This is a genomic window from Thauera sp. 28, assembly GCF_000310145.2.
Classification (GTDB): Bacteria; Pseudomonadota; Gammaproteobacteria; order Burkholderiales; family Rhodocyclaceae; genus Thauera; species Thauera mechernichensis.
Genome location: NZ_AMXA01000001.1, coordinates 1 through 14274 on the forward strand (window position 1 = coordinate 1; position 14274 = coordinate 14274).

A 14274-nucleotide genomic window follows, 5' to 3' on the forward strand; every position below is an offset into this window, starting at 1 on the left:
CGTACGAGCGGCCCCAGCCGCGAGCTTTTCATCGCACCCGCCCCACGCCCGTCGCCTTCAACCCCTCGCGGCTCGCGCCGCTCCTACGGCGGGAACGAACGCTGCGGCGCTCTCCTGTAGGAGCGGCGCCAGCCGCGAGCTTTGCCTGGTTCGAGACCGGTCAGACTTCGATAAGGCCGCTGCGGATTGCCACCAGGGCAAGCTCGGCGGCGTTGGAGACGTTGAGCTTCTGCTTGATGTGATACAGGTGCGTCCCCACCGTGCTGGGGCTGAGATTGTGGCTGTCTGCGATCTCGGCCACCGTGCGGCCTTGGGCGAGCTGCAGGAAGACGGCGAACTCCTTTTCGGTGAGCGCGGTGACCGGATCCTGACCACCGGAGAACTGCGCGAGCGCGAGCGCAGGGGCGATGTCGGGGTCGATGTAGCGTTGGCCGCGGGCCACGGTGGCGACTGCGCGCAGCAATTCCTGGGGCTGGGCACGCTTGGACAGGTAGCCGGTGGCACCTGCACGCAGGGCGCGCGCGGGAATCTGGGCGTCGTCGTGTGCGGACAGGATCAGCACGCGTGCATCGGGGTGGTGGGCGAGCAGGCGCTCGAGCGCGCCCAGACCGCCGATGCCGGGCATCGAGACGTCCATCATCAGCATTGAAGGCTTCAGTTCGGAGAAGGCGGTCACCGCCTTCTCGCCGCTGTCGGCTTCGCCGACCACCTCGGCGCCCGCGCCTTCGAGCAGCAGGCGAAAACCCATGCGCACGGCGGCGTGGTCGTCGGCCAGCAGGATGCGGAGGCCCTGGAGGGTGTGCACGGTCATCCTTGTTCGGTGTGGAGGGGGTGCGGCAGGCGGGCCCGCACGCACAGGCCGCCTTGCGGCGGGCGGCAGAGCTCGAGCCTGCCGTGCAGCTCGGCAACGCGTTCGCGCATGCCCATCAGCCCGTAGCGGCCCGGGCCCGGATTCTCGCCGAGGCCGCACCCGTTGTCGATGACCTCGATCTCGATGTCGCCGTCGCGCAGTCCCAGCCGCACCTCGACGCGGCTGGCGCGGGCGTGGCGCACCACGTTGGTCAGGCTCTCCTGCACCATGCGCAGGATGGTGAGGCCGACGGCGTCGGACACCGCCTGTGCCAGGGGTTCGATGGTGCATTGGATCTCGATGTCGCCATGATGCCTGGCCCACAGTTCGCAGTAGCTGCGGATCGCTTCCTCCACGTGCAGGCCATCGTCGCCGGTGCTGGTGCGCAGGCGCTGCAGGATGGTACGCACGCCTTCCTGCATCTGTCCGGTCATGGCGAGGATGGCCTGTGCGCTGCCGTTGAGCCCGGGCTGGTCGGTGCTGCGCTGGATGATGGCGCCGGCGATGGCGCGCACTGCGGTGATGCCCTGGCCGAGCTCGTCATGCAGTTCGCGCGCGATCAGGCGCCGTTCCTGCTCAAGTCGCAGTTGCACCGCATGGGCGAGGGCCTGGTCGTGCTCGAGGCGGGCGTTCTCGGCCAGGCTCTGGTCGAGGCTGTCGGCGAGCCTGTTGTAGCTGCGCGCGAGCAGGGCGAGCTCACGCGTAGGGTATTCGGGCAGGCGCAGGTCGAAGCGGCCCTGTGCGCTGCGTTCGAGTGCCGAGTGGATCTCGGCGACCGGTGCGAGCGCGCGATTGATCGCGAACCGGGTGGCGAGCCAGATCAGCATCAGCAGGGCGACGGCCCAGCCGAGCGCGGCCGTGAGCTTGTCCCAGGCGTCGAGCACGGCGCGCGAGGTGTCCGGCGTGAGCACGATGGTGAGCTCGCCCGCAGGCAGGTTGCGCGGCGCCACGGTGGGTTCGACCCAGCGTGCGAAGCCGTCGGGGGCGAAGCGACCGGCCTTGTACGGTGAGTCGGGGGACAGGTAGAGGCGCCCGCCAAGGCTGTCGAAGACTTCGAGGCGGTTGGCGCGGATACGGCCGACCGCTTCGAGGTGGTGCATCAGGCGCTCGCGGGCTTGCGGGCCGTCGGCCAGGGTTTCGGGAATCAGCACGTTGAGCCATTGCTCGGCGACGCGGGTGGCGGCCTCCACCTCCTCGTGGATGGCATTGCGCGTCTCGCGCATCCAGACCACGGCGGTGACCGCCATCATTACCGCGATGAGGGCGGTGAGCACGAGGCTGATATGCGCCTTGAGGCTGGGCGTGTGGTGGAGGCGGTCGGTCATGGGTGGGCTCCCCGGCGCAGGCTTGCACGGGCGGAATACTGCATGCCGCGGCGGTCGCGCAGCGTGAAGGGCTGGCGCAGGCCGAGTGCGGCGTAGCCGACGATGCCTCGCCAGTGGGTGGTGAAGCAGGCGGGCGCATCGGTGGCGCCGTCTTCGGTGCATGAGGCCAGCAGTTCAAGAGCGACCCGGTTGGCGGCGAGCACGCAGCCTTCGGCGTCGAACAGCGTCAGCGCCTCGAGCGGCGTGCCGAGCACCGCGGGGTAGCGATGAAAGCGCAGCAACAGAAAGCCTTCCGGTTCGGACTCGATCAGGCGGTGCTCGATGATGCGAGCCGCCGTCTGCACCAGGGCGTTGGCATGCGTGAGCCAACCGAGTTGCGAAATATCGACATCGATGAAGCCGAGCAGACCGCCGGCGGGCGGCAGGATGGGGGCGGCGATGCCGATGCCCTGGGGCGCGATGGTGTCCGCCGCGCGCGGGCGTGTGCCGATGGCGCGCAGCACGGTGCCTGCGCTGTCGGTCAGGATGACGGTGACCGAGGGGCTGTCGAGCTGGCGGTGGAGGTCTTCCATGGCGGGGGCCGACAGTGTCACCAGGCGTGCATGGCGCTCCGGCTGCAGCGTGCTGGGCGGATGTGCGGACGGCGTGAGCGCGTCGGGTGAGGGGCGCGAGTCGTGCTGTTGCTTCATGTTGCGCGTGGCCGGCAGTCCTGCGATTCGGGTGTCCGGGCGGACATGCAGGATCCATGCCGGCTGGATGCATGCCCGGTCGCGGCGCCTTGTGCGGCGCAATAGCCGCAGTCGGGGTGCCTGGCGTTCGTGGGGGGCTGCTGCGGGATTGAACAATTGATGTTCCCATTTGGAACAGGTTCGCCCGCGCGACACTGCGCAGCGTCGGGCAGATCGCCGGACGGTGTCCCGCATGTGCCGCGTTTCGGCTTCGTGGCACGGAATCTGCAGGTGTCGGAAAAACAATGCGTCTGTGCCCCAAGGCAAAGGCGCGGACATGGAGACACGGGTTCATGCGAGGGTTCTGGAGCAAGCTGGCGTGTGCGCTGATGCTGGGCGGTGCGATGGTGGCGGGGGCCGTGGCGGCCGAGCGCCAGGTGGTGCGCGTCGGCATCCTGCAGTTCGGTACCGTGAGCTGGGAGCTCGACGTCATGCAGCGCGAAGGCTTTGCCGAGCGCGAGGGGGTCGAGATCCGCATCGTTCCGCTGGCGCTCAAGGATGCGGCCAACGTGGCGATCCAGGGCGGTGAGGTCGATGTCATCGCCAACGACTGGATCTGGGTTTCGCGCATGCGCAGCGAGGGGCGCGACTATGTGTTCTCGCCCTACTCGCAGGCCGTGGGTGGCGTCAGCGTACGCCCGGATGCGGGTATCGCGAGCTTTGCCGACCTCAAGGGCAAGCGCCTGGGCATTGCAGGCGGGGCGCTCGACAAGAGCTGGCTGCTGCTGCGCGCCTATGCGCGCAAGACGGTTGGCGAGGACGCAGCCACCTTCGTGCGCCCGCAGTTTGCCGCGCCGCCCCTGCTCAACGAACTCGTCATGCGCGGCGAGCTGCCCGCGGCGATGAACTTCTGGCACTTCAGTGCTCGCCTGTCTGCTGCCGGCATGGCCGAGCTCATCACCATGCCGCAGATCCTCGCAGGGCTGGGCATCGAGGATGCGTTGCCGCTGGTGGGCTGGGTGTTCAGCGAGCGCTGGGCACGTGCCAACCCGGGCGCCATCGAGGGCTTTCTGCGTGCCTCGGCTGCGGCCAAGGACCTGATGCTTGCCTCGGATGCGGCCTGGGAGGTGCTGCGGCCGCTGATGCGGGCCGAGAACGAGGACACCTTCATCGCCCTGCGCGAAGGCTTCCGGGCCGGGATCCCGCGTGCCGATGGCGAGGATGGCGAACGCGAGGCCGAGCGTGTCGCAGCCCGCGTATTCGCCATCCTCGCCGCAGAAGGCGGTCCGGCACTGGTCGGCAGGTCCGACGCGCTTGCGCCGGGCACCTTCTGGCGACGGGGAGGGGCGCAGTGACGGGGCGGCCTCAGGTAAGCGCTCAGGCTGGCACTCAGGCAAGCATCGATCCGCCACGCTTCATGCCGTCCAACGCACGCAACCAGGCCCAGACCACGAGCGTGTCGCCGGCCAGCCGCCGCGACCGCTGGCTCCGCCTTGCCTCCCTGCTCGTATTCGTGCTGGTCTGGCAGCTCGGCGCGTTGATCGCCGACAACCACACGCTGCCCACGCCGGCTGCAGTGTTGGCGCGCATCTGGGACGAAGTCGCGTCGATGGCGCTCCCTGGTCATCTTGCCGTCACCCTTGGCCGGGTGGTGGTCGCCTTCACGGCAGCGATGCTCATCGGCGCCCTGGTGGGCATGGCAATGGGGCGGTGGCGGCAGTGTGACGCCTTCTTCGACGCCTGGCTGGTGCTCGGCCTCAACATCCCGGCGCTGGTCACCATCATCCTGTGCTACGTGTGGTTTGGCCTCAACGACTGGGCCGCCATCCTGGCCGTGGCGATCAACAAGATCCCGACCGTCATCGTCACCGTGCGCGAGGGCGCGCGGGCGGTGGACCCCAAGCTGCTCGACGTCGCGCGCGCCTACCGTCTGTCGCGCCGGACGACCTTCCTGCGTGTGTACCTGCCCCAGCTCGTGCCCTACCTGATGGCGGCGGCGCGCTCCGGACTGTCGCTGATCTGGAAGATCGTGCTCGTGGTGGAACTGCTCGGCCGCAGCGACGGCGTGGGCTTCCAGCTCAATGTCTTCTTCCAGTTCTTCGACATCACCGGCATCCTTGCCTACACCCTGGCCTTCGCCGCGGTGGTGCTGACGGTCGAAGCCTGGATGCTGCGCCCGCTCGAGCGCAGGCTGACCCGTTGGAGGGGCTGAGCGATGCTTGAGATCCAGATCGACCACAAGCGCTACCCGGACCGTGGCGGGCGTCCGCACCTTGCCCTGTCCGGGTTGCGGCTGTCCGTGCGCCAGGGCGAGTTCGTCTGCGTGGTGGGGCCGTCGGGTTGCGGCAAGAGCACCCTGCTCAACATCGTCGGCGGGCTCGATCGCGACATGAGCGGGCGAGTCGATCTCGACGGCGCGTTTCCCGAGGACATCGGCTTCATGTTCCAGGAGCCACGGCTGATGCCCTGGCTGAGCGTGCTCGACAACGTGCTGCTCGTCGCCCGCGCGGCCGACCCGCGTGCGGCTGCTGTGGTACGCGAGCGTGCCGTTGCCTTGCTGCGGGCGATGGAACTGGGTGACGTGCTCGACGCCTATCCCGGCAGGCTCTCCGGCGGCATGATGCGGCGCGTCGCGCTGGCGCGGGCGTTCGTCAATGAACCGCAACTGCTGCTGATGGACGAGCCCTTTGTGTCGCTCGACACCCCGACCGCCAATCGACTGCGGGAGATGCTGGTCGAGCAGTGGCAACGCTGCGGTGCCAGCGTGCTGTTCGTGACCCACGACTTGCGCGAGGCGCTGGCGTTGGCCGATCGCGTGTGTTTCCTGTCGTCTGCGCCAGCCCGCGTCGTGCTCGAGCATGAGGTCGAATTGCCGCGCCCGCGCCAGCCGGGCTGCGCAGAGGTCGGGCGGCTGCAGGAAGCGCTGCTGGCCCGTCACCCCGACCTGCTCGGCGGCTTGCCGCTGGCCGGGCATGCACGGGCAAACTGCGAGGGGGATGCACATGCCTGATTCGGCGCGTGAAGTGTTGCTGTCCGTAAGTGGCGTGCGCAAGTCCTACGGTGCGCGGCCGGCGCTGAAGGGCGTCGACCTGCAGGTGTGCGCCGGTGAGTTCGTGGCCTTGCTCGGCCCCAACGGCGCCGGCAAGAGCACGCTGTTCCAGCTGCTCACCGGCCTGTTCAATGCCGACGCCGGCCAGGTACAGGTGTGCGGCCACGACATGCGGGTTGCGCCGGTGAGCGCGCTCGGGCGCATCGGCGTGGTGTTCCAGCAGATGACGCTGGACATGGATCTGAGTGTCGAGGCCAACCTCGTCTTCCATGCCCGCCTACACGGGCTCGGCCCGCGACTGGCGGCGGCGCGCATCGACGACGCGCTGGCCCGCCTGGGCCTGGGCGATCGCCGCGGCGACCGTGTGCGCGAGCTCTCGGGCGGCAACCGGCGCAAGGTGGAATTGGCGCGCGCGCTGGTCCACCGCCCCTCGGTGCTGCTCATGGACGAGGCCACGGTGGGTCTGGATCCGGCCTCGCGCCGCCACCTGCTTGACGAGGTGCTGGGTTTGCGGGCCACCGGCGTGGGCGTGCTGTGGGCTTCGCACCTGGTGGATGAGGCCGAGGCCGCCGATCGCGTGCTTGTACTGCACCGTGGCGAGCTGCTCGCCGAGGGCGCGCCGGCTGCGCTGGTACAGGCCTCTGGCAGAGCCAGCCTGGCCGAAGCCTTCCTGGACATGACCGGCGCGGGAGCCGCAGAGCCGGCTTGATGTTTTCGTGCGGGGATCAGCCCCGTTTTTTTGCAGCAGCCGGGCCAGGAACGGTCCGGTCACCATCGACCAATGAGGAGACGACAATAATGAACCGACTGAAGACCCTGGGCTGCGCAGTGGCCACCTCGCTCATGCTTGCCTTGCCCGCCGGCGCCGCCCTGGCCAAGGACACCGGCTACATTTTCGTCAGCAGTGAGAACGACAACGCGGTCACGGTGCTCGACGGCAAGACCTTCCAGGTGGTCAAGACCATCCCCACCGGTGAACGCCCGCGCGACATGAAGCTGACCGCCGACCGCGAGCAGATCTTCGTCATCGCCAGCAACAGCGAGCGGGTGGATGTGATCGACATCGCCAAACTCGAGGTGGTGCGCAGCATCGACGTCGGCGAGGACCCGGAGATGTTCGATTTCAGCAAGGACGGCAGCAAGATCTACGTTTCCAACGAGGATGACGCCGAGGTCTCGGTGGTTGACGTCGCCAAGAACGAAATCCTCGCCACCATCGAGGTTGGCGAGGAGCCCGAGGGCGTCCTGGTCAGCAAGGATGGCAGCCGCCTGTACGTGACCTCCGAGGTCGCCAACATGGTGCACGTGATCGACACCGCGACCAACGAGATCCTTGCCAACGTGGTGGTCGGTAACCGCCCGCGCCGCTTCGCCGACACCCCGGACGGCAGCGAGGTGTGGGTGACCAACGAGCTTGGCGCCTCGGTGACGATTCTCGACGCCAAGGCCAACACCATCAAGGAGACGGTCAGCTTCGCGCCCAAGGGCTTCCGCAGCGAGGAGGTGACCCCGGTCGGCATCACCATGACACGCGATGGCAAGACCGCCTACGTCACCCTCGGCCGCGCCAACCACTTCGCCGTGGTCGATGTCGCCAGCCGCCAGATCAAGGACTACGTGCTCGTCGGCAGCCGCGCCTGGGGCGCTACGCTGAGCCGAGACGAGTCGATGCTGGTGATCGTCAATGGCCTGTCCGACGACATCTCCATCGTCGACACCAAGACCAACAAGGTGCTCCGTTCCGTGCCGGTCGGCCGCGTGCCGCACACAGCGGTGATCGACGACTGATGTAAGGCTCGCGGCGCGCATCGCCCTGTAGGAGCGGCGCCAGCCGCGAGGGTTTGAAGGCGACGGGCGTCGGCGGGTGCGATGAAAAGCTCGCGGCTTGCGCCGCTCCTACGGGAGAGCGCCGCGGTGCCTGTTCCCGCTGTAGGAGCGGCGCCAGCCGCGAGGGTTTGAAGGCGACGAAGGTTGTGGGTGCAACGAAAGGCTCGCGGTTTGCGCCGCTCCCACGGAAGTGCGGCGCAGCGTTTGTTCCCGCCGTGGGAGCGGCGCCAGCCGCGAGGGTTTGAAGGCGATGCGGGCGGTGGACGCGACACAAGGCTCGCGGCTTGCGCCGCTCCCACGGGAAACCGTCGCGCCTATGTCGGACCTTGGTTGGCGAGGCTCGCGGTGCTGACCTGGAATATGGATGGAGAACGATAAGATGAAACTGCGTTTCCCCACGCATCTCGCTTGCGCGGCGGGCGCTCTGCGTCCGCCGCCGATGGCTGGCCTCATCCATCTGGCGCTGGCGATGGGCTTGCTGCTCTTCACCCTGGCTGCCACGGCAGCCGAGGTGATCCGCTTCGGTTACCTGGAGCTGGACAAGGATCCGCGCTACGACGACAAGAAGGCCTTTTTTCGCACCCTGTCGCGTCCGCTCGGGCCGCCGCTTGCCGGTGCCGAGGTGGCGATCCGCGAGGTGCGCTTCGTTGGCCAGGCCCTGGGCGTGGGCTTCGAGCTCGCGCGCGCAAAGGGTGCCGATGCCGCAGCCTTGCTCGCCGAACTCGACAGGCTCAACGGCGAGGGCGTGCGCTTCTTCCTGATCGACGCGCCGGGTCCGGTGGTGGCCGAGCTGGCGGCGAAGACGCGCGGCCGCGAATTGCTGCTGTTCAACGTGTCTGCGGCCGACGACGCGCTGCGCCAGGCGCAGTGCCAGGCTCACCTCTATCACACCCTGCCCAACCACGGCATGCAGACCGACGCGCTGGCCCAGTTCCTGGTGTTCAAGAAGTGGCGCAACGTGCTGTTGCTGCAGGGGCCACGCGACGAGGACAAGCTCATCGGCGCCGCCTTCGAAAACTCCGCGCGCCGGCTCGGCCTGAAGATCGTCGCCAGGAAGGAGTTCGTGCTCAGCAATGACCCGCGCCAGCGCGAGCAGGGCAATGTCGGCCTGTTGACCGCCGGCGCCGATCACGATGTCGTCTTCGTCGCGGACAGCGACGGCGAGTTTGCGCGCAGCGTGCCCTACGACACCGTGCGCCCGCGTCCGGTGATCGGCGCCGAGGGCCTGGTGGCCGAGGCCTGGCACTGGGCCTGGCCACGCCATGGCGCGCCCCAGCTCACTGGCCGCTTCGACAAGCAGGCCAAGCGTCATATGGGCAGCGCCGACTGGGCGGCGTGGATCGCGGTCAAGGCGGTGGTCGAGGCCGTGGTACGCACCGAGAACGCGCCCTTCGACAAGCTCGTTGCCTACCTCGGCAGCGAGGAGATCACCATCGACGGTTTCAAGGGCAACCGCCTCAACTTCCGCGACTGGGATCGCCAGTTGCGCCAGCCGATGCTGATCGCCACCCACAACGCGGTGATCGAGCGCGCGCCCATCCAGGGCTTCCTGCACCAGAGCAACAACATGGATACGCTCGGTTTCGACCGCCGCGACAGCCAGTGCAAGCCCTGAACCGCCAGAGCCGAACGGAGTGGATGCATGAATGGACGCATGAAGGCCAGGCCCGGATCGATTGAACGCTGGCGCTGCCGGGAGGGCCGTGCATGAGGCTCGCCCACGCTCTGCTTGCGCTGCAGGCGGTCACCAGTCGCGAGGTCGCCAAGTTCGTCCGCCAGGGCGGGCGGCTGGCGTCCGCCCTTGTGCGCCCGCTGCTGTGGCTGGTGGTGTTCGCCGCCGGTTTCCAGAACGTGTTCGGCGTCTCCATCATCCCGCCCTACGACACTTACATCCCCTACCAGACCTACATCGTGCCCGGGCTGCTGGGCATGGTGCTGCTGTTCAACGGCATGCAGTCCTCGCTTGCGATGGTCTATGACCGCGAGATGGGGGTGATGCGCCTGCTGCTCACGGCGCCGCTGCCGCGCTGGTACCTGTTGTTCTGCAAGTTGCTCGCCGGCACCCTGCTGTCGGTGCTGCAGGCCTACGTCTTTCTCGCCATCGCGGCGCTGTTCGATGTCGACGTGCCGTTTGGCGGCTGGCTCTACGCGCTGCCGGTGCTGGTGCTGGCCGGCATGATGCTGGGCGCGCTGGGCCTCCTGTTGTCGGTGCATGTGCGTCAGCTCGAGAACTTCGCCGGCACGATGAACTTCGTCATCTTCCCGATGTTCTTCATCTCGCCTGCGCTTTATCCGTTGTGGAAGCTGGAGGAGTCCGGCGCGCGGGTGATCCACTTCCTCGCCACCTGGAACCCCTTCACCCACGCCGTCGAGGCGATCCGCTTCGCACTCCATGGCCAGGTGTCGGTGCAGTCGCTCGCCATCGTCGGTGCTTGCCTGGTCGTCTTCTTCCTGCTTGCAGCCTGGGGCTACGACCCGCAGCGCGGCATGCTCAAGCGCACCGGCAAGCCGGGCTGAACGCCATCCCCCGCAAGTCATCAAGACCCACTCCTGGAGACGACATGACAACCACTCGCAGAAGCGTATTGAGCCTGGCCCTGTGCGGCCTGCTGGTCGGCAGCGCCTGGGCGCATGGGCCGAGCCGGCAGAAGGTGGCGCTCAGCATCGACATTGCGGCGCCGGCCGACAAGGTGTGGGCGCGGATCGCCAATTTCCACGACATGTCCTGGCATCCTGCGGTGGCCCGCACCGACGGCGCCGCGGCGAACGAAGTGGGTGCGGAGCGTGTGCTGGTCCTCAAGGGCGAGGGCGAGCCGAGCATCGGCGAGCAGCTCACCCGCTACAGTGCCGAGCGCATGAGCTACTCGTACAAGATCAGCAAGGGCGACGTGGCGGTACTGCCGGTAAGCAACTACGTGTCCCACCTTACGGTGACGGCCGACGGCGACAAGGGCTCGAAGGTCGAGTGGCGCGGTGCCTTCTACCGGGGCTTTCCCAACAATGATCCGCCGCCCGAGTTGAACGACGCGGCTGCGATCGCTGCCGTGACCGGCGTCTACCAGGCCGGGCTCGATGCGCTCAAGCGCGAACTGGAAGGGCGCTGAGCGCCGTGGCCGGCGGGCGCCGCCCCTGTCAGTCCTCGAACAATTCGTTTTCGAGCGCGAGGTAGCGCCGCTGCACGTTGCGCTCATGCTGCAAGGGGTAGCGCGCCCAGTGGCTGTAGGCCGGCAGGTCCGCGGCCTTGATTGCCTCCAGCAGCGGCGTTCCGGCGGCGAGCAGGGCGTGCACCCGGGTGTCGATGTCGCGCAGGTAGTGGCGCAGGGCGGCCAGTGCGTGCGTGCCGGCAGGTGCGCCATAGCCCGGCACGATGAGGTCGCGGTCCTGCCCAGCGAGGGCTTCCAGCCTGTCCAGTGCGGCCAGCCAGCCCGCCATGTCGCCGTCGCGCAGTTCCGGGACTCGCCCGAAGCCCGCCAGCGCACCGGCAAAGACGATCCCGCTGCGCGTGTCGCGTACGATCAGGTCGCCCGGCGAACTGCCCCAGCCCGGGTGGATCAGCTGCAGTTCGCGTCCGCCGACGGTGACGACGGTGTCGCCGTCGATCCGCTGTGTGGGCACCACGACGCGCGTGCCGGCCATTTCGTCCTCGCCGAGTTGCGTGCGCAGCGTGCGCAGACAGGTTTCGCAGCGCGCCTCGATGAGCTCGGCACTCGCGCGATGGCTCAGTACGGGGATGCCGCGTTCGGCGAACGCGCTTGCGCCCATCACGAACTCCTGCAGCGGCTGGGTGATGATCGCCAGCACCACCGGCTTGCCACCGATGCGTTCGGCCGTCTCGATCACGGCGCGACCGTGGCGATACGAAGCCCCGCAGTTGATCACCACCGTGCCCTGCTCACCGACCACGAAGCCGATGTTGCCGATCTCGCCGCGGTTGGCCGGCGTCGGTGCGTCGACATCGCCGACGAGCACGTGGACGCCTTCGGCCAGGCCTTGCGGCATGCGCCCGGCCGCCGCGGCGTCCAGCTGCGCGAGGACGGCTGCGGGGGCGAACGCGATCAGGCACAGCAGTGCCGCAGCAAGCCGCAGGGCCGCAGGGCCGCACGTCCACCGCCTGTCCGAATGTCTCATCCCACCTCCTGCTGGAGACGAACGCCATGAATGCAACGATACGCCGTCTTCGCCGCTTGCTTGTGGCGGCGCTGCTGTGCGCTGCGGGCGGTGTTGCCCTTGCCGCACCGCCATCGCTGGCGATGATCGGTTTCGAACTGCTCGAGGACCATCCGGATGGCAGCCGGGATGCCGAACAGCAGGCGCGGCTGAAGATGATCGACGCCGAGTTCCGCGCGCTCATCGCCGAGCGCGGGCTCTACCGGCCGGTGGATCTTGCTCCCCAGCAGGCGCTGGTGGACAAGGTGCGCAACAGCGCAGAATTCGTGTTCCGCTGCGTGCATTGCAAATCCGATCTCGCCGCAGGGCTTGGCAGCGACTATGTGGCTGTGGGTTGGGTGCAGAAGGTCAGCAACCTGATCCTCAACGTCAATATCGAGATCATCGAGGCGGCCAGCGGTCGTGTCGCCCTGGTCAAGTCGGTCGATCTGCGCGGCAACAACGACGAAAGCTGGCTGCGCGGTGTGCGTTTCATGGTGCGCGACATGGCCGAGAAGCGTGCGCTCAACCCGGGCTACGGCTTGTAGGCGCTGCCCGGGCGCATGGCACTAGCGCGGCGAGATCTTCAGCGCGCTCTCGAAGCGCAGATCGTTGGTGTCGATGACCTCGGCCTTCAATTCGCCCTCGCCGTGCGGCAGGAAGTAGAAGCGGAAATTGGGATTCTCGCTGATCGAGAAGTCCACCTCCGCGCGCAGCACCGGCTCGCCCGCATAGCTGACCTGGATGTGGCGCACGAAATAGGCCGGCGTATAGAGCCGGGTGAGCTGATCCATGGCCAGGCCGGAGTTGTTCGGATGGCTGATCATCAACTGCGCGAGTGCCGGCTTGCCGGCCTCGACCTTGCCGTCGGCGGCAGCCTCGACGCGAAAGCGCATCTTGCCCAGATTGGCCAGCGCTGCCGTCATGTCCTTGCCCGGCGGTGCGGAGCAGCCGCCCGAGGCCTTGACGAAGCGGGTCGTCATGAACAGCTCGCCGTCATTCATCTGTGCGATCGCACGCACGTGGGTATAGGCCTCGATCCGGACCCGCGTCTCGATGTCGGCGCGGCCGCTGGCGGGCGTGAAGTGGAACACCGCACCGACCGGCGAAGGGTTGTTGTCGATGACGAGGTAGAGCTTCTCGATGTAGCGCTCGGCGCGCTGGTCGATGTGGGTGCGGATCGACAGTGGGACGATGGCTGCATCCTGGGCGCGGTCCGGGGCCTCGATGCCGATGACGTCGGGGGCAGGGCTGGTGATGTCGCGGCCCTGGAACATGGCCTTGCGCACCTGTTGCCAGGTCGCGTTGGCCTCCGCGTCGTCTGCCGCGGCCTGCTGCGCCAGGCCCGTGCCCGGCAGGCCGAGCAGGAGCGTGCACCACAGCAGTAGTGATCTGAGCGTGTTCATGGCTTCTCCTGTGGGGTGGTCCTAGTCTTCCCATTCCAGCTCGGCAAACGCCGCAGTCAGGTTGCGGCGATGAAAGTCGTCTGCCAGCAGCCAGCCTTCGATGCCGGTGCCGGCCAGCGCCTCGACCGTCTCGGCAATGCCGCGCCCCTCGGCGATGGCCTGGCGTGTGCGATCGCGGACCAGCGCGAGGTATTCGTGCTGGCGGGCGAAGGCGTGCGCCCATTCGCTCGTGGGGTGGCCGTGGCCGGGTACGACGAGATGTCCTGCCAGCCCGCCATTCGGGCCGGAGAGTGCGTCCATGACGGCCAGCCAGCCAAGCAGGCGGCCGTCGATCACCGGCAGGTGCGTCGAGAACAGCAGGTCACCCAGGAAGACGACGCCGCGCTCGGGGACATGCACGCTCAGGTCGTTGTCGGTGTGGGCGGTCTGCCAGGCGCGCAAGTGCAGGCGGACGTCGCCGAGCTCGAGCGTGAGGCTGTCGTCCACAAGGATCTCGTAAGCCGGGAACGCTGGCGCTCCCGCAGTGGCGCCGGTGTCGCGCCCGAGCGCGTGGATATAAAAGGGCGCGCGCGCGGCGAGTGAGGCGGGCAAGCGCGCGTGCGCAACGAAGCGGGGCCGCGGCTCGAGCGCGGCGAAAGCCGGGTTGCCGAGGATGTGGTCGGGGTGCACATGGGTGTTGATCACATAGCACACCGGTCGCGGCGTTGCCGCGCGGATGCTGGCGAGCAGGGCTGCGCCGGTTGCCGGGCTGCCCCCGGTGTCGATCACGGCGACACAGTCGGAGCCGACCACGAAGCCCAGGTTCGCCACATCGTCCGCGTCGGTGGCGGCCCAGGGCTGGTGCCGGCTCTGATGCACGAACACGCCCGGGGCCAGCTCATCGACCGGCAGGGGCTGGGTTGCCAGCAACTCGCCCGCGGCGCCTGCCAGCACGGCAAGCACTGTTACGAGGATGCCTGCGCGGGAGGCTCGGAGGGTGCGCACGGCCATGGGCCGCAGGGGC

Annotated in this window: 15 protein-coding genes; 9 read left to right on the forward strand and 6 right to left on the reverse strand. The window is 68.2% G+C overall.

All coding sequences use genetic code 11. The features are described 5' to 3' along the window. Positions 1 to 160 precede the first annotated feature (160 nt). From C662_RS00005 to C662_RS00015, 3 genes are read right to left on the reverse strand one after another with little or no spacing between them, the layout of a single operon-like run. Complete coding sequence (locus C662_RS00005) at positions 161 to 811, reverse strand: response regulator (protein WP_002923373.1); 651 nt, start codon at positions 809 to 811, stop codon at positions 161 to 163. Further along, complete coding sequence (locus C662_RS00010; protein ID WP_002923375.1) at positions 808 to 2175, reverse strand: sensor histidine kinase; 1368 nt, start codon at positions 2173 to 2175, stop codon at positions 808 to 810. Before C662_RS00010 ends, C662_RS00005 begins: the two co-directional genes overlap by 4 nt. Then, entirely contained in the window at positions 2172 to 2864 is a 693-nt protein-coding gene (locus tag C662_RS00015) for a hypothetical protein (protein WP_002923376.1), read from the reverse strand. Before C662_RS00015 ends, C662_RS00010 begins: the two co-directional genes overlap by 4 nt. A gap of 332 nt (positions 2865 to 3196) precedes the next feature. Here C662_RS00015 and C662_RS00020 point away from each other — a divergent pair, with 332 nt between their 5' ends. The 8 genes from C662_RS00020 (at position 3197) to C662_RS00055 (ending at position 10823) form a co-directional block, all read left to right on the forward strand. Then, positions 3197 to 4198 (forward strand): ABC transporter substrate-binding protein, encoded by a 1002-nt coding sequence (locus tag C662_RS00020; protein ID WP_002923377.1) that lies wholly within the window; start codon positions 3197 to 3199, stop codon positions 4196 to 4198. Between the two features lie 62 nt (positions 4199 to 4260). After that, complete coding sequence (locus C662_RS00025; RefSeq protein WP_002923378.1) at positions 4261 to 5055, forward strand: ABC transporter permease; 795 nt, start codon at positions 4261 to 4263, stop codon at positions 5053 to 5055. Between the two features lie 3 nt (positions 5056 to 5058). Beyond that, a complete protein-coding gene (locus C662_RS00030; protein ID WP_002923382.1) occupies positions 5059 to 5853 on the forward strand; it encodes an ABC transporter ATP-binding protein in 795 nt (264 codons plus the stop codon). Beyond that, positions 5846 to 6601, forward strand: a complete 756-nt coding sequence (locus C662_RS00035; protein WP_002923384.1) for an ABC transporter ATP-binding protein — start codon at positions 5846 to 5848, stop codon at positions 6599 to 6601. Before C662_RS00030 ends, C662_RS00035 begins: the two co-directional genes overlap by 8 nt. Before the next feature lie 89 nt (positions 6602 to 6690). Continuing rightward, complete coding sequence (locus tag C662_RS00040) at positions 6691 to 7680, forward strand: PQQ-dependent catabolism-associated beta-propeller protein (protein WP_002923388.1); 990 nt, start codon at positions 6691 to 6693, stop codon at positions 7678 to 7680. A 418-nt stretch (positions 7681 to 8098) separates the two neighbouring features. Further along, positions 8099 to 9334, forward strand: a complete 1236-nt coding sequence (locus C662_RS00045) for a hypothetical protein (RefSeq protein ID WP_002923390.1) — start codon at positions 8099 to 8101, stop codon at positions 9332 to 9334. A gap of 92 nt (positions 9335 to 9426) precedes the next feature. Further along, positions 9427 to 10236 carry an ABC transporter permease gene (locus tag C662_RS00050; protein WP_002923400.1) on the forward strand — a complete coding sequence of 270 codons (810 nt, stop codon included), beginning with the start codon at positions 9427 to 9429 and terminating at the stop codon, positions 10234 to 10236. Positions 10237 to 10280: 44 nt separating this feature from the next. Then, positions 10281 to 10823, forward strand: coding sequence for an SRPBCC family protein (locus C662_RS00055; RefSeq protein ID WP_037983877.1), 543 nt, complete (start codon positions 10281 to 10283; stop codon positions 10821 to 10823). A 28-nt stretch (positions 10824 to 10851) separates the two neighbouring features. On the opposite strand, the gene C662_RS00060 is transcribed toward C662_RS00055, so the two are convergent. Beyond that, a complete protein-coding gene (locus C662_RS00060) occupies positions 10852 to 11847 on the reverse strand; it encodes an MBL fold metallo-hydrolase (RefSeq protein WP_002923402.1) in 996 nt (331 codons plus the stop codon). A gap of 26 nt (positions 11848 to 11873) precedes the next feature. Between C662_RS00060 and C662_RS00065 the strand changes: the two genes are divergently transcribed. Continuing rightward, entirely contained in the window at positions 11874 to 12413 is a 540-nt protein-coding gene (locus C662_RS00065; RefSeq protein ID WP_002923403.1) for a DUF3280 domain-containing protein, read from the forward strand. A 21-nt stretch (positions 12414 to 12434) separates the two neighbouring features. Here C662_RS00065 and C662_RS00070 read toward each other — a convergent pair whose 3' ends face one another. Both C662_RS00070 and C662_RS00075 read right to left on the reverse strand, forming a co-directional pair. Then, complete coding sequence (locus tag C662_RS00070) at positions 12435 to 13271, reverse strand: quinoprotein dehydrogenase-associated SoxYZ-like carrier (protein WP_002923404.1); 837 nt, start codon at positions 13269 to 13271, stop codon at positions 12435 to 12437. 21 nt (positions 13272 to 13292) lie between these two features. After that, positions 13293 to 14261, reverse strand: coding sequence for a quinoprotein relay system zinc metallohydrolase 2 (locus tag C662_RS00075; RefSeq protein WP_002923405.1), 969 nt, complete (start codon positions 14259 to 14261; stop codon positions 13293 to 13295). Positions 14262 to 14274 lie beyond the last annotated feature (13 nt).

Coding starts and splice junctions, on each gene's coding strand:
- C662_RS00050 (WP_002923400.1), top strand. CDS start 9,427: ATGAGGCTCGCCCACGCTCTGCTTGCGCTGCAGGCGGTCACCAGTCGC.
- C662_RS00010 (WP_002923375.1), bottom strand. CDS start 2,175: ATGACCGACCGCCTCCACCACACGCCCAGCCTCAAGGCGCATATCAGC.
- C662_RS00070 (WP_002923404.1), bottom strand. CDS start 13,271: ATGAACACGCTCAGATCACTACTGCTGTGGTGCACGCTCCTGCTCGGC.
- C662_RS00055 (WP_037983877.1), top strand. CDS start 10,281: ATGACAACCACTCGCAGAAGCGTATTGAGCCTGGCCCTGTGCGGCCTG.
- C662_RS00020 (WP_002923377.1), top strand. CDS start 3,197: ATGCGAGGGTTCTGGAGCAAGCTGGCGTGTGCGCTGATGCTGGGCGGT.
- C662_RS00035 (WP_002923384.1), top strand. CDS start 5,846: ATGCCTGATTCGGCGCGTGAAGTGTTGCTGTCCGTAAGTGGCGTGCGC.
- C662_RS00040 (WP_002923388.1), top strand. CDS start 6,691: ATGAACCGACTGAAGACCCTGGGCTGCGCAGTGGCCACCTCGCTCATG.
- C662_RS00065 (WP_002923403.1), top strand. CDS start 11,874: ATGAATGCAACGATACGCCGTCTTCGCCGCTTGCTTGTGGCGGCGCTG.
- C662_RS00045 (WP_002923390.1), top strand. CDS start 8,099: ATGAAACTGCGTTTCCCCACGCATCTCGCTTGCGCGGCGGGCGCTCTG.
- C662_RS00025 (WP_002923378.1), top strand. CDS start 4,261: ATGCCGTCCAACGCACGCAACCAGGCCCAGACCACGAGCGTGTCGCCG.
- C662_RS00005 (WP_002923373.1), bottom strand. CDS start 811: ATGACCGTGCACACCCTCCAGGGCCTCCGCATCCTGCTGGCCGACGAC.
- C662_RS00030 (WP_002923382.1), top strand. CDS start 5,059: ATGCTTGAGATCCAGATCGACCACAAGCGCTACCCGGACCGTGGCGGG.
- C662_RS00075 (WP_002923405.1), bottom strand. CDS start 14,261: ATGGCCGTGCGCACCCTCCGAGCCTCCCGCGCAGGCATCCTCGTAACA.
- C662_RS00015 (WP_002923376.1), bottom strand. CDS start 2,864: ATGAAGCAACAGCACGACTCGCGCCCCTCACCCGACGCGCTCACGCCG.
- C662_RS00060 (WP_002923402.1), bottom strand. CDS start 11,847: ATGAGACATTCGGACAGGCGGTGGACGTGCGGCCCTGCGGCCCTGCGG.